This window comes from Pyrobaculum organotrophum, assembly GCF_055384425.1.
The window spans coordinates 1588919-1615045 of record NZ_AP042430.1 but is presented as its reverse complement, the minus strand read 5'-3'; the positions used below and the strand labels follow the sequence as shown (position 1 = coordinate 1615045).

Sequence of the window (26127 nt, the reverse complement as noted above, 5' to 3'; positions counted from 1 at the left end):
TTATTCATGTTGACTATGGCAGATGTATTTTTTGAAACAGCTTTTAAAGCAGTGGAGCTTCAGTATGCAAAGTTAAGGGGGGACCTGGATAAATTGCTAGGTGAGATTCCCGAGGCGGTAGACGGGCTCTCTAGTCTTTACGAAGCTACGGAAGATTACACATGTTTCACTGCCAAGAAGCTGTTAGGTAGGAGAGACAAGGGGGCGGCGAGGAGTGTGTTATGACGCTGGCGACGACTAGGAGAGGTCTACTGAAGATAGCTGCAATCGCAGGTAGCGCCTTCGCGTTTCCAGCGTCGGCGCAAGTGCCGTTTAAAGAGTGGAAGACTCAGTGGACTCTCGGCGAAATAGGCAGGAAGACTGACATAATAAAAGCCTCTGTAGTCCCAGTCGTCTGCCCCTATTGTTCCATAGGATGTTCTATAGACATGTACGTAGTGGGTGACAAGATAGTCCACATCACGGGGTCTCAAGATTCTTTCATAAACAAAGGGGCTCTCTGTCCTAAGGGCAAGGCGGCGTTTCAAGTTGTTGATAATGAGCTTAGGCTGAAAAAGCCGATGATTAGAACAGGCCCCAAGCCTCCACCTGAGGAGCTACTTAGGGCTAAGAGTTGGGATGAACTTGTGGCTATTGCTAAGAAATATCCGCCCAATTGGAGAGAGGTAAGTTGGACTGAGGCGCTACAATACATTGCGGAGAGACTAGGTGAAATTCTAAGCCGCTGGAGACAAAACACAAGGGCTCCGGTGCAAAAAGACGGATATTACTACGTGGGTAAAGATGTGCCTGTACAAGTAATTGGCTCGTCTATTCTTGTAAATGAAGAGTCATATCTAATTAGAAAGTTTGCGGCATTTATTGGTACGTCTAACATGGACGCCCAATACCGTAAATGTCACTCAAGTACAGTGGCAGCACTTGCTGTAACATATGGATGGGGGGCAGAAACGGCCACGCTAGAGGATCTCGCCCTAGCAGATGTAGTGCTTTTCTTCTCAAGTCCCGCCGAGGCTCATCCAGTGTCTCTTGCACACTTTCTCAAGGGTAAAAGAGAGAGGGGTACTATATTTATCACTTTTGACCCAAGATATTCCAGAACAGCCGCCATTTCTGATATATGGGTTCCCTTCCGTTCTGGTACAGAAACAGCTATACTACACTATATACTACATTACGCCTTCTTTGAGAGAAACCCGCCCATAGATCAACTCCCTGAGTTTCGCAGACTTATGAGCCGCTGGAATATCACAGATGACGACTTGGCGGACTTAAAGGAATTGCTTAAAGATTATACAGCCGATGAAGTATCAAAAATATCGGGCGTCTCTGTCGACCTCTTAAGGACTGTAGCGCAGATCTATGTAGAAAACAGCGGCGTGGTTACAAACCATAAGAAACATGGCGTAATACAGTGGGCGATGGGTGTCACACAACACACAAATGCCACTATAAACATAATTCGGGCTATTGCTATTGTCCAATTGCTGTTGGGCAATGTGGGCTATCCAGGAGGTGGTGCACATCCATTCCGCGGTCATAGTAATGTACAAGGGACTACCGATATGCATGGCGGCGGTTGGGACGCCTTACCTGGCTACCACGGCAATCCCACCAGCCCCTTTGAGGTGCGATTGTATCAAGACTGGAAATTACAGGGTATGCCCGATGCGTGGAGTTGGGAAGTTCCACAGTGGGCTCGCAACGGATTTGCCACAACAGCACCTGATAGAGGTAAAGCCGACTTAGTAAAGGTATTGCAAGTGTATAAATTCTACGGCTGGCGTAGGCTAGAGCTTGCTTGGGGCTTATTCTGTGGGACAAAACCAGAGGAAGACCCCGTCAACGGCGTCGTGATATGCGATTTCCCATTTGGGGCTGGCTCTTCTGAAATAACATTTGTGCGGAGGGCGTTAGCCGGCGAAATTAAGGCCGCGTTTATATTTGGCGAAAATCCGGCAGTAACTAATCCAAATACTAAGCTTGTTTGGGCTGCGCTATCTTCTCTAGAATTACTTGTGGTTACTGATATATTTCAGAGTGAAACAGCGTGGTTTGCTGATGTAGTTCTTCCCGCTGCGTCATTTGCAGAAAAGGAGGGTACTAGGACAAACACAAGCGGAGTAATTCAGTGGACTTATAGAGCTGTGTCTCCAAGAGGAGATTCAAGACCTGACTATTGGATTGTTGCGAAAATATATGAATATCTACGGCAGTACGGCGTTATTAAACTACCGAGTGAAGTCGCTGGTGTAAAAACTGAGAAAGTTACGTTTAGAAGGGGCGGGAAGCTTATATTTATATATGAGAGGTCTCTGAAACCAGATGAAAGTTGGAACTACGCAGGAGGTTTGGGCAGGAGCGCGCCGGTTTCGCCTATAGAAGCTGAGGTTAACCCAAGGATAATAAACAAGGAGATAAACTTCGCGGTATTGTTATACCAAGGGATCTACGACCCGATAAGAGACGAGTTTACAACTATGAGAAGAAGCACAAGACTAAGAGAGGAGGGCGAGATAGATGGCGTGTTTAGTAAAAAGTTTATGGTGTATAAAGACTGGGGCTGGTCCTGGCCTATGAACGTGAGGTTCCGCTACAACTATGATGTTCTAAAGGTGATGTTGGGGACCGAAGTTAAGGTGAAGGCGGCAGGTAGGGAGTATGTAGTCACAGGCGAGACAGGGGAATGGATAGATGAATACACTGGCGAGTATAGGCCAGCATTTCTCCCAGGTCATAACTTCTGGATTCCAAGAAGTTTTAAGCGGAAGTTAAGCGGCGTGGCAGACCTCTTTGGTGGACTAGATGTAGTTACATATATTAGAACAGGGGAGGTAAAGATAGACGGAAAGTTTGTAGTAGAGGAGGGCGGCGAAGTAAAGACTTTAAGCTTTGAGGAATATGTTGCAAAAACTGGTATGAAATATCTCTGGGTTAACGATACGCTCTACTGGGATGAGGAGACTACGAGTTTTAAAGCTGCTGTGAAAAGACCCTTTTTCTCTGGTGGCGGATGGCGCGCCTTTAAGCCAAAGATGGAACAGATGCGGGAACTCCTACGTAAGTATTATCAAGAGTCTGGCAGTCTTAAAACTGCTGTCTTAAAAGCTATAGGCGATATGGGCGGATGGTATGCGGGTTATAACTTCCAGTGGCCTATACACACCGAGCCTGTAGAGTCGCCTGATATAGAACTAGCTATAAGATATCCCACGTTGGCGTGGCTAAATCCATACAATATATCTGTACTGAAAGAAGAGCCGGATATTGTAAGGGGCAAACCTGTTGGTGTAGCATTAGAGCCAAAAGATTTAGAGAGTCTGCCAGGAGAACTTGTAGTAATAACAAGCAATAGGTTGACTGAGCATTTCCACAGCGGTACTATGACCAGAAACTCTCCCATGTTAGCAGAATTAGTGCCAGAGCCCTTTGTATATGTACCTAGAGCAATTGCTCAAAAACTAGGGATTGCGTCAGGCGATTATGTGGATATAATAACAGCAAGAGGGTCCATAAGGCTTAAAGCATATGTAACGGAGGGGATGGCGTATCTAAATATAAATGGTAAGAAAATACCCGTTGTAAGCGTTGTCTGGACGTTTGGCTTTTTGGGATATATAGGCGGCGCTGTAGCTAATTTTATAGTTCCCGACGTAGGAGATGTAGTTACTACAATACAAGAGTCTAAGGCATGGCTTGGCAAAATAAAGAAGGCTGAAATGGTGTAACTATGGTGTCGATAAAGTTTCCCAAACCAGACGAGGGCTTTGCTGTTTTAGTAGATTTAGACAGATGTATTGGATGTAGAGCTTGCCAAGTGGCATGTAAAGAGTGGAATGGATTACCTGCGGAACGTACAACATTTACAGGTAGCTTAACTTCGCCACAATCGCTAACAGCAAAAAGTTGGAAGGTTGTATTTTACTATGAGGGTGTAACTAAAAAGTATCTGTTAACACCAGCTGGAGAAGTCGCTTTTAGTCAGATAGAAATTTCATCACTTCCATACAACTGTATGCATTGTGTTGAGGCGCCATGCGCAAGAGCTTGTCCTGTTGGCGCGATAAAAGTTACCCCCGAGGGCGCCGTTGTAATAAATAGAGACGAGTGTGTTGGCTGTGGCTACTGCCAGATGGCATGTCCCTACGACGTGCCGAAGAGGGGAGACGACGGAAAGTTCTACAAGTGCACCTTCTGTGTAGACAGAATACAAAACGGTAAGGAGCCTGCATGTGTCGAAGTATGTCCAACTAGAGTGTTTACCTTCGGGCCGGCGAGGGACATAATTGAAAAGGCTAGGCAGGAGGAGGCTAAAGGCAGAAAGGTATATGGCCTCAACGTGGATAAATACGTCGGCGGCTCTGTCAGGTGGATATATGTGACCTCTGAGAGGAGGAGCTTTGCCATAGACAGACACTTTGCCGACAAAGGCAAGCCCGTGGCTGTGCAGGAAGTCAGAGAAGTTTTGAAGCCGCTTGTCACCATAGGAGGCGTTGCGCTTGCCGGCGTTCTTGCTGTTTTGGGTTTTGTTGCTTGGCGTCGGGCGAGGGTAGAAGAGAAAAAATAATAGAAAAGTTTTTAAACTTCTACTTAGTTTTATACATGGATAGAGTGGAGGTTGTAAGTATTGGGTATAGGGTTGCCCACCAGTGGAATTTGTTGTTATTTACTATGTTGGCGATTACTGGCGGCGCTCTATTTGCTATAGAGGTTTTGGCCCCTCTGGTGTACGCGGTGGGCGCCCCTCTTGCGGCGGCGGTGGGCACAGACGCCGTTACAGCCGGCGTGCAGTTGTTTAGAATTGCCCACAGATTTCTAGGGCATATATGGGGGGCGTTGCTCTTGGTGTACGCCGTCAATCTACTCCTCTTTAAGAAGGTGAGAATTTTCGACGCCCTCCGCAAGCCGCTTGGCCAACAGATTAGGGAGGCTAAGGCGCTGGCGGGGCACTACCTCTTCGGCAAGCCGCTTCCCGAGGACGTCAAGGCGTCTATGGAGAGACACAACGTGTTTGTTGCCTACATGGCGCTTGTGCTTATCGCGTCCGTGATCCTCCTCTCTATTAGTGGCGTGGTGCTTGTCTATAGAGATGCCCTAGGCCTATCTCTAGCGGAGGCGAGGCTTATGCTGTTGTTACACGACGTCGGCTTCGCCCTAGGGCTACTCTTCGTGGCGCTTCACATATTCGCCGTACTACACCCCACAAACAGACCACTACTCAACGCAATGTTCAGCGACGGAACCACCCCACTAGACTGGGCAAAAACACACATGCCAAACTACTTAAGAAGACGTGGAATCGCTGTATAGAGCTCTCTGTGGCGAAGACCAAGAGTGTCTTAGAGAGACTAGGGAAACCTCCCGTTTTTTATCCGAGCTCGACCAGATAGCGAAAAGTCTGGAGGTCCATGTGGATAAATCACCTGCCCAATATGTCATTGAGTCTATCGACGTTGAGAGACTTAGGAGGGAGGCAGAGGAGAGGGGCGTCCCGAGGCAGCTGGTGGACTATGTAGTTAGGAGGGCCCTCTATTTTAGGTTTGGGGGAGGCGGAGTAGGTGGCCGTTGTAAAAACTGCGGCGACCCTGCCTCTCTTGTTGTGCTGAAACGGGAGGATCTCGGTATTTACGAAAGACAGCGGACGGTTGCGAGGTGCGTATGTGGTTCTGAATGGGAATTTGAAATGTGGCGCTGCCCCAATTGCGGCACCCAGGGCAGAGACAGCTTTGACGTCTACATTTACAGCGACGTCTATATCCTCTCCTGTAAAAAATGCGGCTATAAATTCGGCATGATAGAGGAGAAGCCGGATCTCCACGTCATGCACTTTTATATACACATACTGAGGTGGACCTTGCCCTCTGGAGATACATAAAAACCGCCTTTTTCACATTTCTGTGTTCTGCATAAGTAATTTCATGATGTTAACCCCCGTCTCTTAGGGGCTGTTCAGCGGTGAAAAGATATTTATTTATACCACATTTATTACTTATGGAGTTAAAAATCGCGAGGGCGATAATAAAACATGGGCTTGAGGATTTGTATGAATATAGCGATGTAGATGTGGCTATAGTTGGGGCAGGGCCTGCCGGCCTAACGGCCGCTAGATATCTCGCCGAGAGGGGGCACAAAGTTGTGGTTTATGAGAGAAGGTTTTCCTTTGGCGGTGGGATTGGCCCAGGTGGGAACATGATTCCGAAGATTGTGGTACAGGAGGAGGCGGTTCCTGTATTGAGAGATTTTAAAATTAGGTACAAGCCTGTGGGCGACGGCCTCTACACGGTGGACCCCGCCGAGTTGATTGCCAAGTTGGCCGCCGGCGCTATAGACGCCGGAGCGAAGATAATCTTGGGAGTCCACGTAGATGACGTGATCTTCCGGGGCGATCCGCCGAGGGTAGTTGGATTGCTTTGGGTGTGGACGCCGATACAGATGTCTGGATCGCACGTCGACCCGCTCTATACTCAGGCCAAGGCTGTTCTAGATGCCACGGGTCACGACGCCGAAGTCATCTCTATTGCGGCTAGAAAAGTGCCAGAGTTGGGCATAGAGGTGAGAGGGGAGAAGTCCGCCTGGGCTGAGGTATCTGAGAAGCTCGTGGTAGAACACACCGGGAGGGTGGCGCCTGGCCTCTATGTGGCGGGCATGGCGGTCTGTACAGTACACGGCCTGCCGAGAATGGGCCCCATCTTCGGCGGGATGCTCCTCTCCGGCAGAAGGGCGGCCGAGATAATACATAAGGATTTGGTAGAGGAGGTCTATGCCGTTCGAGCTTAAGATCCAGAGGCCGGCCGAGCTCCGTTGCTCCAACTGCGGCAAGCTGGTCGGCGCTGGGGCCATAGTAGTCAAGACTTGTTGTGTCAACAAGCCGTGGGTCTTCTGTTCAAGGGAGTGCTACCGGCAGTTCGTGGCGAAGTGGACTAGGAACCAGGAGGCGGCGGGGAACCGCCTCAGGAGGGGGGCGGCTCTATAGAGGCGCCTTCCACCAATGCCACTAGGTCTGTGTGGGCGGCCCTCTTCACCAAGAACTTCAACACCTTTTCTCCTGCGTATGGCGCCGCCACGGCGAGTGCCCTGAGCCTGTGGCCGGGCTCAATCGGCGGGATGCACCTCATTTTTTCCCAGCCCCAGACCGTGGCCATTGCGAGTATCTCTTTCTCGCCCAGTCTCCAGCCAGAGGCGGCGGCGTAGGCGTGGAGAAACTTCATCTCGGCCCAGGGGTCTGGTTCGTTCATAAAGACATTGTCTGTGCCGAGTAGGGGCTTTAGGTGTAGTAGCTGGGGCACCGGCGCCACCCGCCCAACGAAATAGGCGTTGGCCCTGGGATTTACCACGACAGTCTTTGACGGCGGGATCTCCGCGACCTCCTCGGGCGTGATATATACAAGGTGTATTAAAACGTCCGCATTTAACACCTTTAGCGCGAGCTCTAGATCGCCGGCTTCGTGGCAGTCTTCTGTCTCAGAGACGTGGGTAGAGACTAGCTTATACCTGGCTCTGAGTTGCCGGAGGTACTCTGGGGGGTGGTCGACGGGAGTGGCCACTTGGACGTTGGGATAGTTTGGAAAGCCGCCATGGGCCTCTTGGAAGACTACAGTCTCTACCCCCCACCGCCGGAACACCTCTTCTACGTCTCTCGCCGCATATTCTGCGTATACCAGGGCGCACCCCACGCCATATCTCCTCATTCTCTTCGCCACCTTCTCTAGAAGTGGGATGTGTTTACCCTTCTTTACAAGTTTTTTAACGACGTGGTATTTCACGCCGTGGGGCCACCCCACTAAGTCGTCGATATACATATCGTCTCTGTCTAACATGGCGACGTCTAAAACATGTACATGGCCATTGACGAGCTGAGGCATAAGCACTACGTTGCCAAGATCGGCGGCGACACCCCCAGTGTATTTACCCACCCCCGCCACCACGCCCTCATCGTTTACCTCTACGACGCCGTTTTCTACAACTTCAAGCTCTCCCGTGAGGATGTAGCGCGCGCGGAGACGCACGCCAGAGAGGAGACGCGCCTATATAAATTCGAATTTACAATAACACACGCCGGCTTGTCGCGTCGTATTGACAAAAAGCTTTATCTTCAGCCGCAGAGATATCCACATGGACCGCGTTTTCGAAGCCCTCGCCCACCCCATTAGGAGGAGGATACTAAAGCTTCTTGAGGAGAGGCCGAGGAGCTACAGCGAGTTGATGGAAGAGCTGGGTGTAGACAGCCCCACCCTCGCCTTCCACATCAAAAAACTTGGGGGTCTCGTAGAGAAAAACGAGAGGGGGTTCTACATTCTGACAGAGACCGGGCGGAGGGCTCTCTCTGTGGTAAAACAGCTCGAGACAGAAGCCGCTCAGTCTCTGGATATAAAAGAGCTTGAGCTCAGCGACAGAGTCTTTCTAAAGGTGGGGAGAGACCTCTTGGAGCTAGCCAAGCGAGAGGGGAAAAAGGTGCGGATTTTCGACACGGCAGTGGTGGAGTTTGAAAAAGACATACCGCCGGAGCTCTTCTACGAAGTAGTCGAAGAGATTAGAGACGTGGGGGTTGTAAAAACGCCGAAACACCTCCGCCCATACGTAGAGACTAGGGTAAGAGACGTGGGGATTGTCACTGAGAGAGGCCTCTTGTCCACTCTCCTAAAGCTTGTTGTAGAAGTCCTTGCGCTAGGCGGCGTGAAGTCTGGAGTTAGGCGGAGGAGAGAGCTTGTGGAAGTGTACCGCGGCCCCCTCAGCCACGGGGGGAGGGTGGAGGTGGAGGTGGCGGGGGGCAGAGTGAAAATCTTCGGGGGGCCTAACCAAGTGGTGGCGAGGTGTGAAGACGCCAGAGATTTCGAAGTGGGAGACGGCCGCATCTCTGCCGAGGGGTGTGAAGTTGAGATGGCGCTTTTAGAGGTCAAGTCTCTATCTCTCGACGTCGCAGGCGGCGATGTAGAGATCTCCCTCAGTCTCTCAAACTTAAAGGCCGACGTCTCTGGCGGCGTTGTTAAAGCCGACCTAGCCCTGGCCGGGGGAGATGTAGAAATTGACCTCAGCGGCGGAGTTTTTACAGGGAGGCTGAAGTACAGCGTGTTTGAAGGCGCCGCCAGCCTAAAGCTAGATCTAGCCGGAGGCGTTGCTAGGCTAAAGCTAGACCTCCCGCCGGAGGTAGGCCTCTTTGTTGCGACAGAGTCTGAAGGAGGCGTTGTGAGAACTCCCAAGCCGAGGCCCGGCGGCCGGGGCGTTTTACAAACATATATAAAGGCGGCGGGAGGAATCGTGGATATCGCGCTGGACTAGCTTTTTCTAAGTCTCCTGCCGGCTTCTAACGTCACTTCTCTCCACTTGTCTTTAAGCTTTCCCATGACTGTCGGCTCTATATCTAGGGCAAGTGTTATGTTTATCAATCTCTCGTATCTCTTGGCTAGATCTCTATACCAGCCGGATAGGCTGCGGTCTTTCCCCGACCGCATCTTCTCCAACAGTCTCTCCATTTCTTCAAGCATAGCTGTGGCAATTTTCTCAACTACGCCTCTGGCAAGCGGCCTTACCTCTTTATACTGCTCTTCTGTAAGTTCGAGAACTGCCGCTTCGAAAAGAGGGCCTTTGCCCTCTTCTTCCCAGCGTTTAATCACGTCTTTTTTTATTGCGTCGACAGACTTGACAATTTTCTCTCTAGGCGCCCAGGTTAAGTAGACCCCTGGCGTTAGCTCTAGGCCGTCTAACATCTTCCATAGCTTTTTTGCAATCTCTTCTTCTGTCTTTACAATTATTAGAAACATGGCAGGGAGAGAGTAGACGGTTAAAAACCTCGCGTCTTTAATAATATCTATGTATTATATCTTACAGTTCACTGAAAGTTTTAGCCAACTCCAGGGGCCTGTTTTATAAATCCAATAGATAAAATAAAGTGAGAGTAGTCTTAGGAAGCCCCCTTTCTGCAGTGCCAAAGCCCTGGCTTTACTTCGACGTGCCAGGCGTAATGATAAATGCAATTGAGATAAAACGCGACCCCCGGCGGGTGCTTGGATACGAGGGAGAGCTCTGGGTAGACTCAGGCGGTTACCAGATATTAAAGAGGGGGCTTTTGCTAGACGTAGACAAGATCGCAGAGATATACCGCCGGGTCGACGCCCAGCTATACCTCTCTCTAGACATCCCGCCGTCTCCAGAAGACCCCCCAGACCTCGCCGAGAAAAAAATGCGGAAGTCGTATCAAAACTGGCTAAAGCTTAGAAAGTCTGTGGGAGACGCCGTAGTGCCGGTGTTACATGTCTATAGTGACCCGGCGCTCTTTGAGAAATACCTCTCTCTCTACCGAGACGCGCCAGCCCTCGCCATAGGCGCCGCCGTGCCCTACGTCTTAATTACAAGAGGCGTTCCCAGGGGGTCTAGAGAATACGCCCTCCGCTTGATTAAGAGAGCTAGAGAGGAGTACCGGGGGCCGCTCCACGTCTTAGGCATGGGGAGCCCCTCTGTAACTCCCATACTCGCCCTACTTGGCGTAGATAGTACAGACAGCGCCACCTGGCGTCTCAAGGCGGCCTATGGCAAAGTGCTTCTGCCGGGGGGCGGCGAGCGTCACGTCACAGACAGAGTTGTAAACTTCGGCAGAGCCAAACCAAAAGACGGAGAGCTTGAGGAACTCAGGAGATTTCTAGCAGAAAACGGCTTCCCAGCTCTAGACGGCTTTTACGAGAGGATAAAGACAAGTTTTGAATACCGCGCCCTCGTCAACGCCTTTGTTGTCATAAAATCGACGTCACATCTGCCGAGGTCAACAGCATTTAGAAAACTATATGTAAAAATAGCAGAAGAGGTCTCTAAAGCCGCCTCGCGGCAGTAACGCAAGCTCATTATTTATATTTTGACATATTCTTGTACAGTATGAAGTATAGACTTATGGACGTCTTGGCCTGCCCCTACGACAAGACTTTTCCACTCCGCCTGATAGTCATAAAGCGGACGGAGCACCCCGAGAGGCAGTACACCTGGCCCCGCAAGCCCTTCTGCGAGGAGTACTGCTCATACCGCGACCTAAAGATAAAGGAGCACCCCAAGCCAGACGCCCTCCCCTGTGAAGAGTGCCACAAGTGGGAGATAGAGACCGGAGTCATCTACTGCCCAACCTGCGGCAGGTGGTACCCAATAATCGAGGAGATACCCAGGATGCTCCCAGACGAGCTGAGAAACGAAAAGGAGGAACTCGCCTTCCTACAGAACATAGCCGAAGACCTAAAGAAATTAGCCCCAGATCTAGCAGACAAGATCTTATACCAAGGCAAGCCCTTCGCGCTTAAAAAGCCTTAATGGGCCAGCGCCACCGGAGGCGCCACAGACACAGCTGGGGGCTGGCTGGGGCGAGGACAGAGATTACAACAACCCTCCCTTTTGAAGAGCTATTATATATACCCATAAAGGAGGCTGCCGGTCTCCACCCCACGCACTACGTAGAGCTCTGTAGCTACGAGATAGAGGCGATGTATTTAATACATGTGGCAGGTCTTACAACAGAGGAGGCAGCCGAGAGAGTGGGGGTCTCCAAGGCGACTTTTTGGAGAATTCTTGAACAAGCTCGCCACAAAGTGGCGAGAGCCCTCGCCGAGAGGCTCCCCCTGAAACTAGTTTCATGTAGAAAAGAGGGACCACCATAGAAAAATTTAAATACATGTGAAACATATTTCATACATGGGCTGGTGGAAGTGGTGGGGAGGCTGGCCCGGGAGAGGTCCTTGGAGCCACCTGCCGCCATACCTAAGGCCAGGCTTCTGGGGGATGTGGGGCGTCGGCGCATGGGGCCTGTACCCCATGCAATGGGGCAAAGAGGCAGAACTTAGATATCTAGAGGAGCTGAGGCGGTATATAACAGAGGTGTTGCTAAAGGAGATAGACAGGAGAATAGAGGAGCTTAAAAAACAGTAAACTCTTTTTTCAACTATCTTTGTTAAGCCTGCTCCTTTTTAAATGGGTGTTGTTTCATGTGATGTCTTAATACATGTGACGCCTCTGGCGTTTTGGACGTTGACTACAGCTGCGGGGATTTTTACTCTAGTAAGGCGTAGGTTCTACAGCCTGTGTCTATGTGCAACACCTCTCTCAGGGTTTTACACAGCGCAGCGGCGCCTATTTTCGCCGCGTAATTCCAAAGGAGCCCCCGCTCTAGCGGCGTCACCTCGGCGTCTGGCTCTAAGTGGCGGGAGACTGAGTCAACTAGGACATATATAGTTCTGCCGAGAGAGACGGCCTTCATTTTTACATCGAAGTGGGGCCAGAAGTCGCCACATTTATAAACTGCGGCGAGAGCCTTGGCGCGTATCCTAGGCCATATAAAAGAGAGGACGTCTATCCTGATGTTAGCCGCGACTTTACACGGCCTGCCAAACGAGACAGTATATTCCGCGGGGCCTGACGCAGAGAGCTCTGGGTTTTCTAACTCTAACTCGCCGAGCTCTGGAAGCTCCACGTCTAAACCCCCGCCCCTCTATTTATGTATTGCCGTCGCTCTGTAAAACCTGCCCCCTCTAAATATCAACACGGCACATCTCCCCGCAGCTAAAACGGCGTCGAAATCTCTTGTCACTACGGCACAGCCGGCGCCGCATTCTGTTTCACAAAGCTCTACGGCATACAGCTCGGCCGGCCCCCTCTCGGCTAGTCTACAGTCTAGGCCATACGTTTCGCAAAGCTCTATATATCTCCTAGCCAGGCGGAGGTGGACCTCCCCCCATGCGTCTATTATAAAGACGGCGTCTAGCCCTGCCTCCGCTGCCGAGTGGAAAATCTCCTCAGGCCGCGCGAGAGAGACGGCTATAGAAAAGACGTCTACATAAAGCCGGTGGTAGTTCTGAGGCGCGTCTGGGACAAGGCGGAAGACGCCCTTCCTATTTCTCACTTTCATAAGCCTCGGCCAGGGCCTCGGCTACCGCCGCCGGCATTTTCTCGCCTAAGAGCTCCATGAGGACATAGCCGCCACATTTAACTACAATACGTCCCCTCTTAGATATAACTAAGATTTTAAAGCCGCGTGGAGAAGGCTTGAGATACAGCCGGCCGTTTGCCTCAAGTCTCCCGGGGCACTCCACCTCGGCCTCTGCAACGTAGAGATAAGCGCCTTGGCTCATTTCAAGAGCCCTTCTATAGGCGATGTACAGTTGGACTGCGGCTATGTGAGTACAGGCACGGCGGCCGCAAGAACAGAACCACTTGCCCTCCGCCGCCGAGTACCACACTTGGTACTGGGGCTTCCAGTCTCCGAGCTCCGGCCTCCCCGCTACTATATACAAACCGCCCGCCGCCTCAGCGACATCTCCCAACCGCCTCAACGCCCTTTTCACCCAAGATGCGCTCTTGCCGGGAAATCGCCTCCTGAGATATGAAATCGCCTTGTCAAAAGGGCTCCCAATGGGGAAAAAATACGTGCCGTTTTTAAATCTTGAGGGCGATCTGGCCGTTTAAAGCCTTCTCAAGACGCCGCTCTACGTCGTCCCAATTTACCACATTCCACCAGTTGTCTACGTAGCTACCGCGGTCGTTCTTGTACTGGAGGTAGTAGGCGTGCTCCCAGACGTCTAGCACCAGGAGGATCTGGGCGCCTGCGGCGTGCATAAGGTTGTGCTTCTCCACTTGCAACACCAGGAGCTGCTCCTCCAGCGGCTCGTATACTAGGATGGCCCAGCCTACGCCCTCTACGTTTTTGGCGGCGAGGCTGAACTCCTCCTTGAACTTCTCAAAACTGCCGAAGAACTTGTTTATCAAGTCGGCAGTCCTCCCGCCGGGCTTGCCGCCGCCCTTGCCGGGGGGCGCCATGTTTGGCCAGAAGATGGAGTGTAGTATGTGGCCGTTGAGGTTGAAGGAGAGGTCTCTGAGCACCGCCCTTATGTCAATCTGGGCCTCGCCCCTCCTAAACTTCTCCAGCTTCTCGAGGGCGGCGTTTGCGCCGTTGACATAGCCCTGGTGGTGCTTCTGGTGGTGGAGCCTCATTATCTCCTCTGCGATGTACGGCTCCAGGGCGTTGTAGGCATAGGGCAAGTTCGGAAGCGTGTATTTCTTAACCGAAGCCATGACATCTACCCGTCTACACCATAAAAATATTTCTATCAAAAAAGAAATACGGCTTCAATACTCCTGCCGACGACGAGACACGCCTCCGCCGGCCCTGGCCTCTCCTACAGCTACCAAGAGTTTTACTCTCTCAGAGCCGGGAGTTCAAAAAACGGGCCAAAAGATTGATAAATAGAAACAGGCTGTTGTTTATGCACGTGGTGAGTAACCTCGGCGTTAACATATACAAGACGCGGGACTTCTACTCGACTTCTAACTACGAGCCGATGGCGGCTCCTCGTGCTGTGTTGCAACCCGAGGTCAAGGTGGTGGACAACACGTTGATAATTAGGCGTTGGGAAGAGCCGCCTGCGGCGACTGTCGCCGGTCTCGCCGAGGTTGTAGTCTATCTAGACGGGGATGGGAGGATCTACAACGTGGAGATTGAGTTTCTGAAGTTCTACTCAGAGAAGGGGCGCGAGGCGCTTCAAAGAGCCAGATGGTAGAGGCAGTCGAGGCCTCTATAGTGGAGTATAAGCCGGCCGTTGCGGTTTTTGAAACTCCGGAGTTTGGTAAAGTGACGGTGAGACTTATACCAATTGTGGCAGAGATCCAGAGGGTGGGCGAGGGCTACAACGTCGGGCTTGTCCTGAAGACAGCGGTGGAGGCGGAGAGGAGGGTCTACGCAGGGCTCCTCTGTTCGCAAGAAATTCCCCTAAGGCCGGTGCCGCTTGAAGATAAACAGATTGGACGTGTATTAGTCAGAGGCGAGGACGGGACTGTGCTGGAGGCGTATATAGAGGTCGACAGAGTTTTCGTGGGGGTGGGAGCCTCCGACAGATTAGGCAGACCCTGTGTAAACGTGGTATGGAGTTATGGGATCAGGATGCCGCCACGAGGTTGACATAGCACACATCGAAGGGAGGGGACATCACCGGCACCTCTGGGATTATCTATCTCAACGCCTCTTCCTAACGCCCGACTGCATTAGGAAGGTTCTTTCGGCGCTGTTGGGAGAAGAGGCGGCCCGTAAAGCGACCACGTTCGGCGAAAACGTTTACGGGGGGAGATACGTGATGTGCGTAGGCGTGGGGTCTGTGGGGCGTTGGATGGGGGTGAGGCTTGTGGTGGAGAAGACCGAGAGGTGTCTGAGGACCAGGACTGCGTATCCTGACCCCGGCTGCGAGCCAGCCTATAGGGTTGTGGTCAGCGACTTGTGTCGTGTTAATCTGCGTTGAGCCACTTCTCTACTGCTATGACGCCGGCGGTTAGGGTGGCGGCGGCGAAGGCGGCTGTGGCCAGGGCGGCTGTGGGGCTTGGGGGCGCTCCGTATACGAGGGCCTCGCGTCCGAGCTCGGTGAGGTAGGTGAGGGGGTTCACCTCGCTTATGGCCTTTAGCCAGTCTGGGAAGAACTGCTGTGGGAAGAGCGCCGTTGAGGTGAACATGAGGGGCATGGTGATGAAGTTGCTTATTACGCCGGGGGCGTGGACGTCTGTGGTGTTTACCGAGAGGGCTGTGAAGAGAGCGGCGAAGCCCATCCCGGCGGCGGCTAGGGCGGCGGCCCAGAGGGCTAGGGCGGCTGGGTTTATGTTGTATCTCACGCCGAAGGCGGCGCCGACCGCCAGTATGACGGGTATCGTGAGGAGGCCGCGGGTGGCGGCGCCTAGGGCCTTGGCGAGGAAGACGGCGGTTTTGGGGGTGGGGGTCACCAGGACCCTCTTTAGGTACCCCACCCTCTTGTCGAAGACTAGGCTCATGGAGGCGAACATGCCGGTGGTGAGCATGACTATGGAGGCCATGCCAGGTATCATATAGGCCAGGTAGTTCTCGACGCCGAAGTACTGGGCGAGGAAGCCCCGGGGGAGGCCCGCCAGGCTGTTGCCGAAGAAGACCACCCAGAGGATGGGCTGAGCCGCCACCATGAGCCACATGTATCTACTCCTGAGGAGACGGAGGACTTCTCTCTTGTATAGGGCGTAGAGCTGGGAGATCATCTCCTGGCCCGGCGGATCTTCATATATAGCTTTTTCACGTCTATGTGCTCCCCCTCGAAGGTGGCCCCCGTGAGGTTTATAAAAACCGTCTCGAGACTGGCCTTCCTCACCCGCACGGCTTTGACGGCGTCGACGGCCTTAACCACGTCGGCCAACACCTCCTCAGCCTTGGCCACCTTGACCACCACCCTGCCGTCTGCCGCAGTCGTCTCGCCAAAGCGGCTCAGTCTCGCGAGGTCCACAGGCCCCGACACCTCCAGCTCTATGACGTCTACGCCGTATTTCGCCTTGAGCTCGTCGGGCGCCCCCAGCGCCACTATCCTCCCCCGGTTGAGGATGGCCACTCTGCCGCAGAGAGACTCAGCCTCCTCCATGTAGTGCGTCGTGAGGAGGACGGTTACGCCGAACTCCCGGTTTATCTGCCTAACCACCTCCCAGAAGCCGAGGCGGGCCCCCACGTCTAGGCCGACGGTTGGCTCGTCCATAAAGAGAACCTCGGGGCCGTGGAGGAGGGCCATGGCAACCTCCAGCCTCTTCCGCATGCCCGTGGAGAACTTGCCCACGGGCCTCCCAGCCGCCTCGTATATCCCAAAGGCCTTCAACAGCTCCGCCGCCCTCTCTCTCCACCCCCTCACCCCCATGAGCCTAGCCTGCACCTCCAGATTCTCCCAGGCGGTGAGATCGTCGTCAAGGATAACCTCGGAAGATATCCAGCCAATCCTCTTCTTCACCTCCAGCCCCTGCTCAACGACGTCGAAGCCCGCTACCCAAGCCCTACCCGCCGTCGGCTTGGTCAAGCCGGTGAGGATCTTTATAGTGGTGGTCTTCCCAGCGCCGTTTGGGCCAAGGAGGCCGAAGACCTCCCCCCTGCCGACGGAGAAGGACACGCCGTCTAACGCTACAACATCACCATACCTCTTGACTAGGCCCTCCGCTCTTACAGCCTCCACACAGACCGACACGTCTACCCCTTATATAGCTTTCCTCCCCCTCCTACGCCTAGGCTCGCCCCCCTTGAAATACAAGTAGAAGAGGTAAGTCGCCACAGAGAAGAGAGCCAGCCTCCCCAACCAAGCCGCCACGGCCTCGCCCCCCACCCCCTGAGGCCTAACCACCAGCGGAAACACCCCCACATACGGCACTGTGAAGAGAACCTTCCCAATTATGTTATTTGTAACTGGGGGCTCCCCCGCCGCCTGGTCAGGCGCCGGGTTGTTGTCACCCCACGTGATCAAGCCACAGCCACCACGGTCAACCTTTTGATACACCCTGTGGATAATCCAACTCCCCACCCACAGGGGGTTCCTAGCCACGTAGACCACAACATCCCCCGGAGAAACGCTCTGACAGCTGGCACCCACCAGAAAGATGAAGTCTCCCACTCTCAACGTCGGTTCCATAGAGTAGGAAGAAACAACCGCAATAGGCCACGCCACGCCAGCTACCACAGAATACACCACCAAAGCCACCACAATAGCGACAAGCCACAAAAACTCCCTAACCCAGCCCCCCATACCACCAAAGACACAGCCAGTATATAACAATAACTCCAAAAGCCGCAACACACCAAGCACCCCACAGACCAGCGTATCACTCAGAATTCTTACTATCTTTTGATTTCTGGATGTTGGCACCCTGCTGCCCAGAGAGCCAACTCGTAGCAGTGCTGTTTCTACTATCTTTTGATTTCTGGGCTGTGCTAAGACAAGCGCGACATATATCAGCGCGTACGCGAGTAGTTTCTACTATCTTTTGATTTCTGGAGAGGCACACTTGTCCTCGCTGGTGTCCACATGCCATTTGCAGGTTTCTACTATCTTTTGATTTCTGGTGAGATGATGTCAGTCATGCGCACTCTATACTGAACTCTCCATCTTCGTGTTTCTACTATCTTTTGATTTCTGGTAGGGTGACCAACAGCATTTTCGGCTCAAATATTGGAATGTTTCTACTATCTTTTGATTTCTGGGCCGGTAAGGACAACTGGGCTTATCAGATGCTGGGCTGGGAGGAGTTTCTACTATCTTTTGATTTCTGGGTCCCGACGACAAGACGGCAATACTTGACGCCGTCTTAGCGGGTTTCTACTATCTTTTGATTTCTGGGCCACCGGCGGCATGACAATGATGAGTGCTTCGTCCGACACGCCGTTTCTACTATCTTTTGATTTCTGGGCGAACCGCAACGGCGCGCGGTACGGCAGAAGACGAAAAGAGAGGTTTCTACTATCTTTTGATTTCTGGAGACCCAAACGCCTCTGTGACTCCGCTTATGCCGAATGTAGTTTCTACTATCTTTTGATTTCTGGAACTGTTATAAGCCTGGGAAAATAGAGGGGCATGGCAGAACGTTTCTACTATCTTTTGATTTCTGGCCAGACGAGCTGTACTACCGCCTGGTGGAGCTCGTGGCGAGGTGGTTTCTACTATCTTTTGATTTCTGGCTGTAGATAGTTGTCAATTCGTCTCTTGAGACGGCCGTAGTTTCTACTATCTTTTGATTTCTGGGGCTTGTTTGTATGGATCTTTTGGGTTTTTAAGTTTTTTCGTGGTTTTTTGTCTGGCCGGCGGTCGCTTTCCAGCCCCTCTTTACATTCATACATTCTCCTGTCTGGGTGTAGGCGTACGCCATTCTTCGCCTTTACGATTGTGACAACGCCTAGCCGAAGGGAGAACCCAACGCCATTCTTCGCGTTTGGCTGTCTAGCCCCTTGTCTAAAGTATATTGTGTTCTTTACCGACATATATGGGAATGTTTTAATGTGTGGGTGTTGTGGCTGGTGTGTATCTCTATTTTGGCCGGGTTAGGGTTGGGCCTCTCGTTGGCTACCTGTGGCTGTTGGGCCGTAGGCTGTATCTGAAGGTGGGCTGGCGTCCTCGCGATACCGTCTATCTGGGCTCTGTGGACGATCTTCTGGGCGTCGCCGTGAGGGTTAGGCGGCTCGTGCCGAGGCCCCTGCCCGTTAGGCAGCTGGTGGCTGCGCTGGTTGACGCCCTAAGGAAGGCGTATTACGTCGCCAGCCGGTGCCGCGACTCGCCGCGTTGGAAAATACGCGCCTGGGAGGCGGCAATGGCCATAGAATACGCCGCCTCCGCCCTCGCCATGTACTGGCCAAGCGCGGCGAAGAAGATACTAGACGACGGCTAGAATGGGGTGCCGTCTTTTAGCCATTTTGCGGCTTCTGGGGCGTGGTAGGTGAGGATTAGGTCTGCGCCTGCTCTTTTTATTGCGGTTAGGATTTCTAGTGTGACGACCCTCTCGTCTATGTATCCGGCAGCTGCGGCGGCTTTTACCATGGCGTATTCTCCGGAGACGTTGTAGGCGGCTAGGGGGGCCCAGGGGTAGTGCTGTTTTACTAGGCGGATTACGTCTAGGTATGCGAGGGCCGGCTTTACCATGACTATGTCTGCGCCCTCCTCCAGATCCATGGCGACTTCTTTGAGGGCTTCGTGGGCGTTTCTGGGGTCCATCTGGTATGTCCTCCTGTCGCCGAATTTGGGCGCTGAGGCGGCGGCCACGCGGAAGGGGCCGTAGAAGGCTGAGGCGTATTTGGCGCTGTATGCCATGATCCCCACGTGGTGGAAGCCGTGGGCGTCTAGGGCTTTTCTAATCTCGGCCACCTGGCCGTCCATCATGCCGCTTGGGGCGACGAAGTCAGCGCCGGCGTCTGCGTACACGAGGGCCTCCTTGGCGTATAGCTTTATAGTTTCGTCGTTGTCAATGTGCCACCTGCCCCCCGTGGTCTTTACTACGCCGCAGTGTCCGTGGTCTGTGTATTCGCAGAGACAGACGTCTGCGAAGAGGAGTATCTTGTCACCAAAGGTCTCTTTTAGGAGGCGGAGGGCCTTGGGGACGGGGCCCTCTGGGTCGTAGCCCCTGGAGCCGTGGGGGTCTTTCTGCTCCTCTGGCACCACGCCGAATAGGATAAACTTGTTGACTCCTAGGGCGAGGGCCTCCTCTACGTGTTTAATTAGCTCCTCGCCGACGGGCCACCGGTGTTGGCCGGGCATGGTGGGTATGGCCTCTCGGCCGGGGCCCTCCTTGACGAAGATGGGGTAGATGAAGTCGCTGGGGTCGAGGGCAGTTTCGGCAACGGCGTCTCTAATGATTTTGTTTGTCCTGAGGCGGCGGGGTCTGACAGTTGGGAATTTCATATCGTAAGTGGCGTGCGGCCTTATATCTTTTTGCCTTCGCAAAGCGCTTTGAGTTTAGCCGCCGTCTTTCCGTCTAATTTTCTATAGCTGGGGGGCGGCCTCAGGCTTATCTCTGTCAGTTTGACAGGCGTTAGACAGCGGGCTGGGCCTCTGGCCTCTATTAACATAGAGTAGCGGGCGCCCTCGACGTATTTTAAATCTTCTTCTCCAACGCCGCAGCCCCCCAGCTCAGAGAGTAGTTTAGATAGGTTGTGGGTGGGGACTATGAAGACTAGGCCTGCGGTGAAATATCCAACTACAGCCGCCGTGGGTTTTGTAAAGTATAGATACACCACGTCGTTTGGCTGTATCAAAGGCCCCACTAGCTTCCTCAATTCACATTTTTTCGCCCCGCCGAGTATCTCTTCGCCAAATTTCGGCTTGATAGACATGAGATACACTGCCATAAATAACATCGGCCTCTGGGTTATAAAGGTGGGGCGGGTGTTCCTCAACAGTCGGGGGTACTCCGGCTCTTCACCTATCTGACGTATAGATCTGCCCACTTGCTTATATTTTTAAAGCCGCGTAGATGAGGCGGCTGTGAGGTGTTTCTGTGGGAGGCCTGCAAGAGAGAGCGGCTTTTGTCCATACCACGACCCCAACTGTGTTAAAGACCCGGCTTGCCGGCGGAAGTTAGTTTTTACAGCCGACTGCGAGAGGTGCCACCTGCCGGGGGGCGAGGTGTCAGATGTCGCGCCTAGGCTGAGGGAGGCTAGAGTCCACGGCCCGCTCTTTATATACTATGTAACTGGCGACGTAGACCTCCGTGGGGCTGGGGGCATAGATCTTTTTATCTACAGCGTGAGGGGGAATATATATCTCGAGGGGGCTAGATTCCGCCATGTATACATAGACCAAGTCGTCGGCGATGTAGATTTTAGAGGGGGGAGGGCTGAGCTCTTCGCCGTGTTTTCAGTACGTGGCGAAATCTCGGCGGCTGGCGCAAAAATTGGGGGCCATCTACAAGTGGTAGAGTCCTCGGGGCGTCTTGATTTAACTGGGGCGGGGGTGGTCGGCGAAATTATTGTCGAGAGGTTTAGAGGGGGTGTTGTAGCTAGGGCGGGGGCCTACTCTATAACAATATGTGGGTCTAGGGGAGATGTAGATCTGTCGGGGGCGCGTACTACTGGAGATATAGCGCTTGTAGAGTCGGAGGGGGGCCGTCTCGATTTGTCTGGAGTAGAAGTGGGCGGCAGGGTGTTTATCTTGGCCTCTAAGTTTGGCGGAGTTAGAATCGACCGGCCTGAGGTAGTGAAGAAAATTGTCGTGTTGTAGCTACTCCTCAATTATATACGCTCTGAGACGGCCTATAGACTCCACCTCGGCCTCTACGATGTCTCCCCCCTTTAAGAACTTCCCCTTGGCCCAGCCCACTCCGGGCGGCGTCCCTGTGAAAATGAGGTCGCCGGGGCGGAGGGTTATGCCTTGGGATGCCCAGTATATCAACTGTTGGATGTTGAAGATGAGCTGGGAGGTGTTTCCCTCCTGTTCTAGCTGGCCGTTTACCCAAAGCCTCAGCCCCAGTCTGTTGGGGTCTGGCACCTCGTCTCTTGTCGCAATGTACGGGCCCACAGGCGCTGCGGTGTCCATAGTCTTGCCCCATATCCAGTTCTTTCCGTACTGTCTGGCGGTCTTCTCGTCTGGGTTCTGCCAGTCGCGCATAGACATGTCTAGCCCGACGGTGTAGCCGAAGACGTAGTCCAGCGCCCTCTCTGGCTCTATGTATTTGCCGGGGCGCCCCATTACGACGACGAGCTCTACCTCCCAGTCTAGCTTCTGTACCACCCTGTGTTTCACTACATAGCCCTCGTGGCCCACTAGGGCGTTTGGGAACTTGGGGAAGAAGTAGGGCTTGTCGGGGGGCTCTATCCCAGTCTCGGCGCCGTGTGCCCTGTAGTTGACGGCTACGCAGAGTATTTTCTCTGGGTTTGGCACAGGCGGCTCCCACTTTATCTCCTCTGGCTTGTAAAACGGCCCACTGGCTTTCTCGTTTAACTTCTTAACTATCTCAAGCGCAGGCTCGCCTAGTGCAATAAGACGTCTCATGTCGTATAGAAAATCTGGCGCCTCCTCTGTGTTAAACGCCGCTTTGTACGCCTCGGGCAAGTCTAAAATCCTGCCGTTTTTAAAAAGCCCAACTTTTCTAACCTCCCCCCTTCTAAATGTAAGTAGTTTCATAACGTAACGTTGGCCGTCGTTTATATACATTAGCATTTCGATTTCGATATCGAAATCGAAAAGTTTAAAAATACGAGAGGTGTTATACACATGGCGCCTCCGCCCTGGGCGTTTATATCGAGGAGAGGGCTGAGGGAGGTAGTGCTCTGGTTGCTCTCAGACAAGCCTATGAACGGCGCCGAGGTTATAAGAGCTGTGGAAGAGCTCACGTGGGGCTTTTGGAAGCCGTCTCCCGGCTCGGTCTACCCGCTGTTGAAACAACTTGAGGCGGAGGGTCTGGCCAAGAGGAGAGAAGACGGGCGGTACGAGCTGACGGAGGCCGGCAGACGCGCCGTCAAGCTCATACCCTGGGCTAAAATACCTAGGCCCGGCGCCCCGCGGAATATCGAAGAAGTTGTCGAAGAGTTGGAGAGCTGGTCGATGTATCTCGCCGACGTCGCTACTACAGAGCCTGATAGAATAGCGCCGTATAGAGAGCGTATTAGAAAGATAGCTGAGATTCTCCAAAAGGTGTAGATTTTGCACCAAGAGAATTAAAACTAGTTTATTTTTTACACATGTGTTTACTGTAGAAAATCTCTCGGTGGCTGTAGGCGGGCGGGCTCTCCTCGGCGGAGTCTCTTTTTCTATTTCGCCGGGGGAGGTGTTTTACATCTTGGGGCCCAACGGCGTTGGCAAATCAAGTCTTCTCAAGGCGATAATGGGGATCCCGGGGTATGAGGTCGTGGGGGGCAGAGTCCTTTTAGATGGCGAAGATATTACAAAACTAAAGCCGTATGAAAAAGCCAGCCGGGGCCTGGCCCTCGCTTTTCAAATCCCGCCGCGGCTACAGGGCGTTCGCGTAGGCGTACTTCTGTCGAATATATGTAGGAAGACTAAGTGTGACTATAGAGAGGTGGCTAAGGTCGTTGAGGTAGATCATCTTCTTGATAGAGAAATAGGAAAGCTCTCCGGCGGCGAGGGGAAGAGGGTAGAGCTCGCCACTGTTTTAGCCCAGAGGCCTAGAGTCGCTCTTATAGATGAGCCAGACAGCGGCGTAGATGTAGAAAGTCTTGTAATTGTGGCTAGGGCGTTGAAAGAGCTTGTAAAAGACGCCGCGTTAATTATTGTAACACATGGCGCACATATAGCTAGACATCTCCCCCCGGATAAAGTCTGTGTTCTCTACGGCGGCGGGTTTAAAAAATGTGGGGGTAGAGAGGTTTTAGACGCCGTGTTTACCTATGGCTTCGCAGGGCTGGTTTGAAAAAATAAGAGAGAGAGCTAAAGCGGCGTTAAACAAGCCGGCTCCCCACGGCCCAGATGTCGATGTTACACAATTTGGCGACGGGAGGACGCCCACTAGTGAGGAGGCTGTGGCTGCAGTCGCGAATAAAGTCGGCGTGTCTATGGGAGCGCCGGCTTACTACATACAGGGAGATAGTGCATATTTCAGATACTTAAGTAGGATCCCGGGGGTCGAGGTGTATAGAGTAGAGGAGTTTGCCGACGCATATCCAGACCTCGCCAGGGAGTACCTCTGGCGCCTTGTGCCGCCTGACCTTGATAAATATACAGCTGTGGCAGCTCTAAGGGGGGTTGGGGGGTATGTGATTAGAGTCAAGGCGGGGGCTAAGGTGAGAGATCCTATCCTCGCCTGTCTCTCTATCGTCCGGGGGGGTCTCCAGGCGCCGCACAACGTCGTTATTGTAGAAGAGGGGGCTGAGGCGGTGGTCTACACTGGGTGTGTAATTGCGCCGGAGGTCGTGGGGCTGCACGTGGGGATTTCTGAGTTTTACGTATTAAGGGGGGCCAAACTCCGTTATATAATGGTACATAACTGGACGAAGGCGGCGCATGTAAGACCTCGCACTGGGGTTCTCGTAGAGGAGGGCGGAGAGTACGTCGGATATTATGCCAATCTCCAAGAGGTGAACTCCCTCCAGACGAGCCCGAGGATTGTGTTGAGAGAGGGGGCGAAAGCCCACGCGACTTCTATACTCCTGGGGCTGGGGAGTGCGCAGATTGACGTGGGGACGACGGCTGTATTAGAAGGCGACGGGGCTGCAGTTGAGTTGACCACGAGGGCGCTTGCGGCAGACAGATCTAACATCACCATGAGGGCTTTAGTCGAGGCGCATAAGCCCTCTAGAGGCCATGTTGAGTGTAGCGGCCTTTTACTCTCTGGCAGTGCCGACATAGTCACCATCCCACAGCTGGCGGCTTATCACCAAGACGCGATGTTGACACACGAAGCCTCTATTGGGAGGCTGGCTGAGGAGGAGATAAACTATCTACAGGCCAAGGGCTTTACCTACGAAGAGGCTGTGTCTCTATTAGTGAGGGGGTTTGTCACTACAGATATATACAGATATCTGCCAGAGCAAGCAAGGCGGTATGTAGAGAGTATTGAAAAGGTTATAGTTGAGAAGGCAATGTGAAACTTGGCTCCCCTAATGTCACGCCGGCCTTCCCCCGGGGCTCGGGGCCCGCCCCCGCCAGACGCCCTGGCGGGCGGGCTCGACAGACGCAACAGCCTTGACCGATAGCGCGATGTGTTGTCTTTGACCCCCGACGTTGTAACAACTAACGTAGAGAGTGTGTATGGATTAAATAACCCCCTTTTTATTGACTAGATGAGTCGGGTTAATGGACGGACTATGAAACTTAAACTGCCGCCTAGGATAAAAGTGCTTGAGGCCCTCGGCGCTGTGGCAGATGGCAGAGTGAAAATGTTGGGGCCAGGCCGTTGTGAAGTATTGTCTTCAGAGGGGGACAGAGTGTATCACGTTGAAATCTCCGGCAGACGTGTATATAGCGATGACAACGGCACTGTGTATAGGGGGTATGTGGGCTATCCAATAATTGCCTGTCTAATGGCGGAGGGCAGACTGCCGACAGACCCGCAGCTCGCGGAAAAACTAAAGACAATCCCCTGGAGGAAGTTAAACGAGCAGTATAAAAAATATGAAGAAGTCCTCCGCCATATATACACAGAGAGGGCTATCGATAGAGCTGAGGCAGAGCGGTATATAGACGCCGTGTTAAAACAACTGGCCCAAATGCAATTGGAGTATTCTCCTCCGTGAAATTCCGCGTAGTTGAGATCTTCGCCTCTCTCCAGGGCGAGGGGGTGAACCTCGGCAAACCTGCCGTCTTCATCAGGCTGGCGGGCTGTCCAATACGGTGTCGGTACTGCGATACAAAATACAGCTGGGACCCTCTAGGCGGAGTTGAGATGGACGCCGAAGAGGTCGTCCAGAGGGCTGCGGCATACGGCCAGCTGGGTCATGTCGTCATCACAGGAGGGGAGCCGTTGATCTGGCGCAACCTCCACGAGTTGGCCTGCCCCCTCCGGCGGCTGGGCACTGTCGAAGTCGAGACCAGCGGCGTCTACCCGCCCACTCCACAGTTAGACGCTTGTGTTGATTTCTACGACGTGTCGCCTAAGCTCTCTAACGCAAGAGTAGACGCCCCCCTCCACCCCCATTACCCAAAGAGCCCCAAGGCATGGTTTAAGTTCGTGGTGGGGAGCGAGGAGGACGTGGAGGAGGCAGTCCGTTACGTTGAGAAACACGGCATACCCCGTGAGAGAGTTTTCCTAATGCCGCTCGCCGAGACGCCGGAGCAACACGCCGAGGTGCTCCGCCGCATATGGGACGCCGCGGTTAAACACAAGCTCCGCGTCACCCCCAGGCTCCACGTAGAGGCGTGGGGCAATGTCAGAGGTAGGTAGTGTTATAAGGCTGTGAGAACTTGGACG

Annotated in this window: 34 protein-coding genes and 1 CRISPR repeat array; of the genes, 22 read left to right on the top strand and 12 right to left on the bottom strand. The window is 53.1% G+C overall.

What is annotated here, in order from left to right; all coding sequences use genetic code 11:
- The first annotated feature begins 15 nt into the window (after positions 1–15).
- The 7 genes from ACZ49R_RS09870 to ACZ49R_RS09840 all read left to right on the top strand — a co-directional run bounded on the left by ACZ49R_RS09870 (position 16) and on the right by ACZ49R_RS09840 (position 6973).
- On the top strand, positions 16–225 hold the full coding sequence (locus ACZ49R_RS09870) for a hypothetical protein (protein ID WP_464732953.1): 210 nt from the start codon (positions 16–18) through the stop codon (positions 223–225).
- Positions 222–3728 carry a molybdopterin-dependent oxidoreductase gene (locus ACZ49R_RS09865; protein WP_464732952.1) on the top strand — a complete coding sequence of 1169 codons (3507 nt, stop codon included), beginning with the start codon at positions 222–224 and terminating at the stop codon, positions 3726–3728. The genes ACZ49R_RS09870 and ACZ49R_RS09865 overlap by 4 nt, the downstream gene beginning before the upstream one ends.
- A 2-nt stretch (positions 3729–3730) precedes the next feature.
- A complete protein-coding gene (locus ACZ49R_RS09860) occupies positions 3731–4567 on the top strand; it encodes a 4Fe-4S dicluster domain-containing protein (protein ID WP_464732951.1) in 837 nt (278 codons plus the stop codon).
- A 35-nt stretch (positions 4568–4602) separates the two neighbouring features.
- The gene (locus ACZ49R_RS09855; RefSeq protein WP_464732950.1) at positions 4603–5310 is read left to right on the top strand and encodes a cytochrome b/b6 domain-containing protein; all 708 of its coding nucleotides are present in this window, start codon (positions 4603–4605) and stop codon (positions 5308–5310) included.
- Positions 5294–5875, top strand: a complete 582-nt coding sequence (locus tag ACZ49R_RS09850) for a formate dehydrogenase (RefSeq protein ID WP_464732949.1) — start codon at positions 5294–5296, stop codon at positions 5873–5875. Before ACZ49R_RS09855 ends, ACZ49R_RS09850 begins: the two co-directional genes overlap by 17 nt.
- Before the next feature lie 116 nt (positions 5876–5991).
- Positions 5992–6777, top strand: coding sequence for a sulfide-dependent adenosine diphosphate thiazole synthase (locus ACZ49R_RS09845; RefSeq protein ID WP_053240513.1), 786 nt, complete (start codon positions 5992–5994; stop codon positions 6775–6777).
- Complete coding sequence (locus tag ACZ49R_RS09840; protein WP_464732948.1) at positions 6761–6973, top strand: hypothetical protein; 213 nt, start codon at positions 6761–6763, stop codon at positions 6971–6973. Before ACZ49R_RS09845 ends, ACZ49R_RS09840 begins: the two co-directional genes overlap by 17 nt.
- Here ACZ49R_RS09840 and ACZ49R_RS09835 read toward each other — a convergent pair.
- Positions 6951–8006 carry an amidohydrolase family protein gene (locus tag ACZ49R_RS09835; RefSeq protein WP_464732947.1) on the bottom strand — a complete coding sequence of 352 codons (1056 nt, stop codon included), beginning with the start codon at positions 8004–8006 and terminating at the stop codon, positions 6951–6953. The two genes, ACZ49R_RS09840 and ACZ49R_RS09835, sit on opposite strands and share 23 nt — an antisense overlap.
- 106 nt (positions 8007–8112) lie before the next feature.
- Between ACZ49R_RS09835 and ACZ49R_RS09830 the strand changes: the two genes are divergently transcribed.
- Positions 8113–9276, top strand: a complete 1164-nt coding sequence (locus ACZ49R_RS09830; protein WP_464732946.1) for a helix-turn-helix domain-containing protein — start codon at positions 8113–8115, stop codon at positions 9274–9276.
- On the opposite strand, the gene ACZ49R_RS09825 is transcribed toward ACZ49R_RS09830, so the two are convergent.
- Complete coding sequence (locus ACZ49R_RS09825; protein WP_011763724.1) at positions 9273–9758, bottom strand: hypothetical protein; 486 nt, start codon at positions 9756–9758, stop codon at positions 9273–9275. The genes ACZ49R_RS09830 and ACZ49R_RS09825 overlap by 4 nt on opposite strands.
- A gap of 128 nt (positions 9759–9886) precedes the next feature.
- Here ACZ49R_RS09825 and ACZ49R_RS09820 point away from each other — a divergent pair, with 128 nt between their 5' ends.
- Genes ACZ49R_RS09820 through ACZ49R_RS09805 form a run of 4 tightly spaced genes read left to right on the top strand, consistent with a single transcriptional unit; the run spans position 9887 to position 11898 of the window.
- Positions 9887–10822, top strand: coding sequence for a tRNA guanosine transglycosylase family protein (locus tag ACZ49R_RS09820; protein ID WP_464732945.1), 936 nt, complete (start codon positions 9887–9889; stop codon positions 10820–10822).
- A 41-nt stretch (positions 10823–10863) separates the two neighbouring features.
- Entirely contained in the window at positions 10864–11286 is a 423-nt protein-coding gene (locus ACZ49R_RS09815; protein ID WP_011763726.1) for a Trm112 family protein, read from the top strand.
- Positions 11286–11630, top strand: coding sequence for a DUF134 domain-containing protein (locus ACZ49R_RS09810; RefSeq protein WP_464732944.1), 345 nt, complete (start codon positions 11286–11288; stop codon positions 11628–11630). The genes ACZ49R_RS09815 and ACZ49R_RS09810 overlap by 1 nt, the downstream gene beginning before the upstream one ends.
- A gap of 34 nt (positions 11631–11664) precedes the next feature.
- Positions 11665–11898 (top strand): hypothetical protein, encoded by a 234-nt coding sequence (locus ACZ49R_RS09805; RefSeq protein ID WP_464732943.1) that lies wholly within the window; start codon positions 11665–11667, stop codon positions 11896–11898.
- Between the two features lie 121 nt (positions 11899–12019).
- On the opposite strand, the gene ACZ49R_RS09800 is transcribed toward ACZ49R_RS09805, so the two are convergent.
- The 4 genes from ACZ49R_RS09800 to ACZ49R_RS09785 all read right to left on the bottom strand — a co-directional run bounded on the left by ACZ49R_RS09800 (position 12020) and on the right by ACZ49R_RS09785 (position 14037).
- On the bottom strand, positions 12020–12439 hold the full coding sequence (locus ACZ49R_RS09800; RefSeq protein WP_011763729.1) for a hypothetical protein: 420 nt from the start codon (positions 12437–12439) through the stop codon (positions 12020–12022).
- Positions 12440–12457: 18 nt separating this feature from the next.
- Positions 12458–12874, bottom strand: coding sequence for a hypothetical protein (locus ACZ49R_RS09795; protein ID WP_464732942.1), 417 nt, complete (start codon positions 12872–12874; stop codon positions 12458–12460).
- Positions 12858–13310: a hypothetical protein gene (locus ACZ49R_RS09790; RefSeq protein WP_464732941.1), complete on the bottom strand. Its 453-nt coding sequence runs from the start codon at positions 13308–13310 to the stop codon at positions 12858–12860. The genes ACZ49R_RS09795 and ACZ49R_RS09790 overlap by 17 nt, the downstream gene beginning before the upstream one ends.
- A 91-nt stretch (positions 13311–13401) precedes the next feature.
- Complete coding sequence (locus tag ACZ49R_RS09785) at positions 13402–14037, bottom strand: superoxide dismutase (protein WP_464732940.1); 636 nt, start codon at positions 14035–14037, stop codon at positions 13402–13404.
- Between the two features lie 191 nt (positions 14038–14228).
- On the opposite strand from ACZ49R_RS09785, the gene ACZ49R_RS09780 reads away from it, so the two are divergent.
- The 3 genes from ACZ49R_RS09780 to ACZ49R_RS09770 all read left to right on the top strand — a co-directional run bounded on the left by ACZ49R_RS09780 (position 14229) and on the right by ACZ49R_RS09770 (position 15254).
- Positions 14229–14522 (top strand): hypothetical protein, encoded by a 294-nt coding sequence (locus ACZ49R_RS09780; RefSeq protein ID WP_464732939.1) that lies wholly within the window; start codon positions 14229–14231, stop codon positions 14520–14522.
- The gene (locus ACZ49R_RS09775; RefSeq protein WP_011763734.1) at positions 14516–14920 is read left to right on the top strand and encodes a hypothetical protein; all 405 of its coding nucleotides are present in this window, start codon (positions 14516–14518) and stop codon (positions 14918–14920) included. The genes ACZ49R_RS09780 and ACZ49R_RS09775 overlap by 7 nt, the downstream gene beginning before the upstream one ends.
- A 169-nt stretch (positions 14921–15089) precedes the next feature.
- On the top strand, positions 15090–15254 hold the full coding sequence (locus ACZ49R_RS09770; protein ID WP_464732938.1) for a hypothetical protein: 165 nt from the start codon (positions 15090–15092) through the stop codon (positions 15252–15254).
- Here the strand turns inward: ACZ49R_RS09770 and ACZ49R_RS09765 are convergent.
- Genes ACZ49R_RS09765 through ACZ49R_RS09755 form a run of 3 tightly spaced genes read right to left on the bottom strand, consistent with a single transcriptional unit; the run spans position 15241 to position 17525 of the window.
- Positions 15241–16011: an ABC transporter permease gene (locus ACZ49R_RS09765; protein WP_464732937.1), complete on the bottom strand. Its 771-nt coding sequence runs from the start codon at positions 16009–16011 to the stop codon at positions 15241–15243. The genes ACZ49R_RS09770 and ACZ49R_RS09765 overlap by 14 nt on opposite strands.
- Complete coding sequence (locus tag ACZ49R_RS09760) at positions 16008–16961, bottom strand: ATP-binding cassette domain-containing protein (protein WP_464732936.1); 954 nt, start codon at positions 16959–16961, stop codon at positions 16008–16010. The genes ACZ49R_RS09765 and ACZ49R_RS09760 overlap by 4 nt, the downstream gene beginning before the upstream one ends.
- 21 nt (positions 16962–16982) lie before the next feature.
- Positions 16983–17525: a signal peptidase I gene (locus tag ACZ49R_RS09755; protein ID WP_053240517.1), complete on the bottom strand. Its 543-nt coding sequence runs from the start codon at positions 17523–17525 to the stop codon at positions 16983–16985.
- An 85-nt stretch (positions 17526–17610) separates the two neighbouring features.
- A CRISPR array of direct repeats spans positions 17611–18518; the repeat unit is 25 nt; unit sequence GTTTCTACTATCTTTTGATTTCTGG.
- 274 nt (positions 18519–18792) lie between these two features.
- On the opposite strand from ACZ49R_RS09755, the gene ACZ49R_RS09750 reads away from it, so the two are divergent.
- Complete coding sequence (locus ACZ49R_RS09750) at positions 18793–19158, top strand: hypothetical protein (RefSeq protein WP_464732935.1); 366 nt, start codon at positions 18793–18795, stop codon at positions 19156–19158.
- Here the strand turns inward: ACZ49R_RS09750 and hemB are convergent.
- The gene (hemB, locus tag ACZ49R_RS09745) at positions 19155–20165 is read right to left on the bottom strand and encodes a porphobilinogen synthase (RefSeq protein WP_464732934.1); all 1011 of its coding nucleotides are present in this window, start codon (positions 20163–20165) and stop codon (positions 19155–19157) included. The genes ACZ49R_RS09750 and hemB overlap by 4 nt on opposite strands.
- A gap of 20 nt (positions 20166–20185) precedes the next feature.
- On the bottom strand, positions 20186–20611 hold the full coding sequence (locus ACZ49R_RS09740) for a hypothetical protein (RefSeq protein ID WP_464732933.1): 426 nt from the start codon (positions 20609–20611) through the stop codon (positions 20186–20188).
- A gap of 136 nt (positions 20612–20747) precedes the next feature.
- On the opposite strand from ACZ49R_RS09740, the gene ACZ49R_RS09735 reads away from it, so the two are divergent.
- A complete protein-coding gene (locus ACZ49R_RS09735) occupies positions 20748–21482 on the top strand; it encodes a hypothetical protein (RefSeq protein ID WP_464732932.1) in 735 nt (244 codons plus the stop codon).
- Here the strand turns inward: ACZ49R_RS09735 and ACZ49R_RS09730 are convergent, their stop codons facing one another.
- Positions 21483–22385, bottom strand: a complete 903-nt coding sequence (locus ACZ49R_RS09730) for a fumarylacetoacetate hydrolase family protein (protein WP_464732931.1) — start codon at positions 22383–22385, stop codon at positions 21483–21485.
- A 90-nt stretch (positions 22386–22475) separates the two neighbouring features.
- Here ACZ49R_RS09730 and ACZ49R_RS09725 point away from each other — a divergent pair, with 90 nt between their 5' ends.
- The 5 genes from ACZ49R_RS09725 (at position 22476) to ACZ49R_RS09705 (ending at position 26100) form a co-directional block, all read left to right on the top strand.
- Positions 22476–22901, top strand: coding sequence for a PadR family transcriptional regulator (locus ACZ49R_RS09725; RefSeq protein ID WP_011761799.1), 426 nt, complete (start codon positions 22476–22478; stop codon positions 22899–22901).
- Positions 22902–22944: 43 nt separating this feature from the next.
- Complete coding sequence (locus ACZ49R_RS09720) at positions 22945–23631, top strand: ATP-binding cassette domain-containing protein (protein WP_464732930.1); 687 nt, start codon at positions 22945–22947, stop codon at positions 23629–23631.
- The gene (locus ACZ49R_RS09715; protein WP_464732929.1) at positions 23609–24805 is read left to right on the top strand and encodes a SufD family Fe-S cluster assembly protein; all 1197 of its coding nucleotides are present in this window, start codon (positions 23609–23611) and stop codon (positions 24803–24805) included. The genes ACZ49R_RS09720 and ACZ49R_RS09715 overlap by 23 nt, the downstream gene beginning before the upstream one ends.
- Positions 24806–25024: 219 nt before the next feature.
- Complete coding sequence (locus ACZ49R_RS09710; RefSeq protein ID WP_464732928.1) at positions 25025–25453, top strand: hypothetical protein; 429 nt, start codon at positions 25025–25027, stop codon at positions 25451–25453.
- A complete protein-coding gene (locus tag ACZ49R_RS09705) occupies positions 25450–26100 on the top strand; it encodes a 7-carboxy-7-deazaguanine synthase QueE (protein ID WP_464732927.1) in 651 nt (216 codons plus the stop codon). Before ACZ49R_RS09710 ends, ACZ49R_RS09705 begins: the two co-directional genes overlap by 4 nt.
- The last annotated feature ends 27 nt before the right edge of the window (positions 26101–26127 follow it).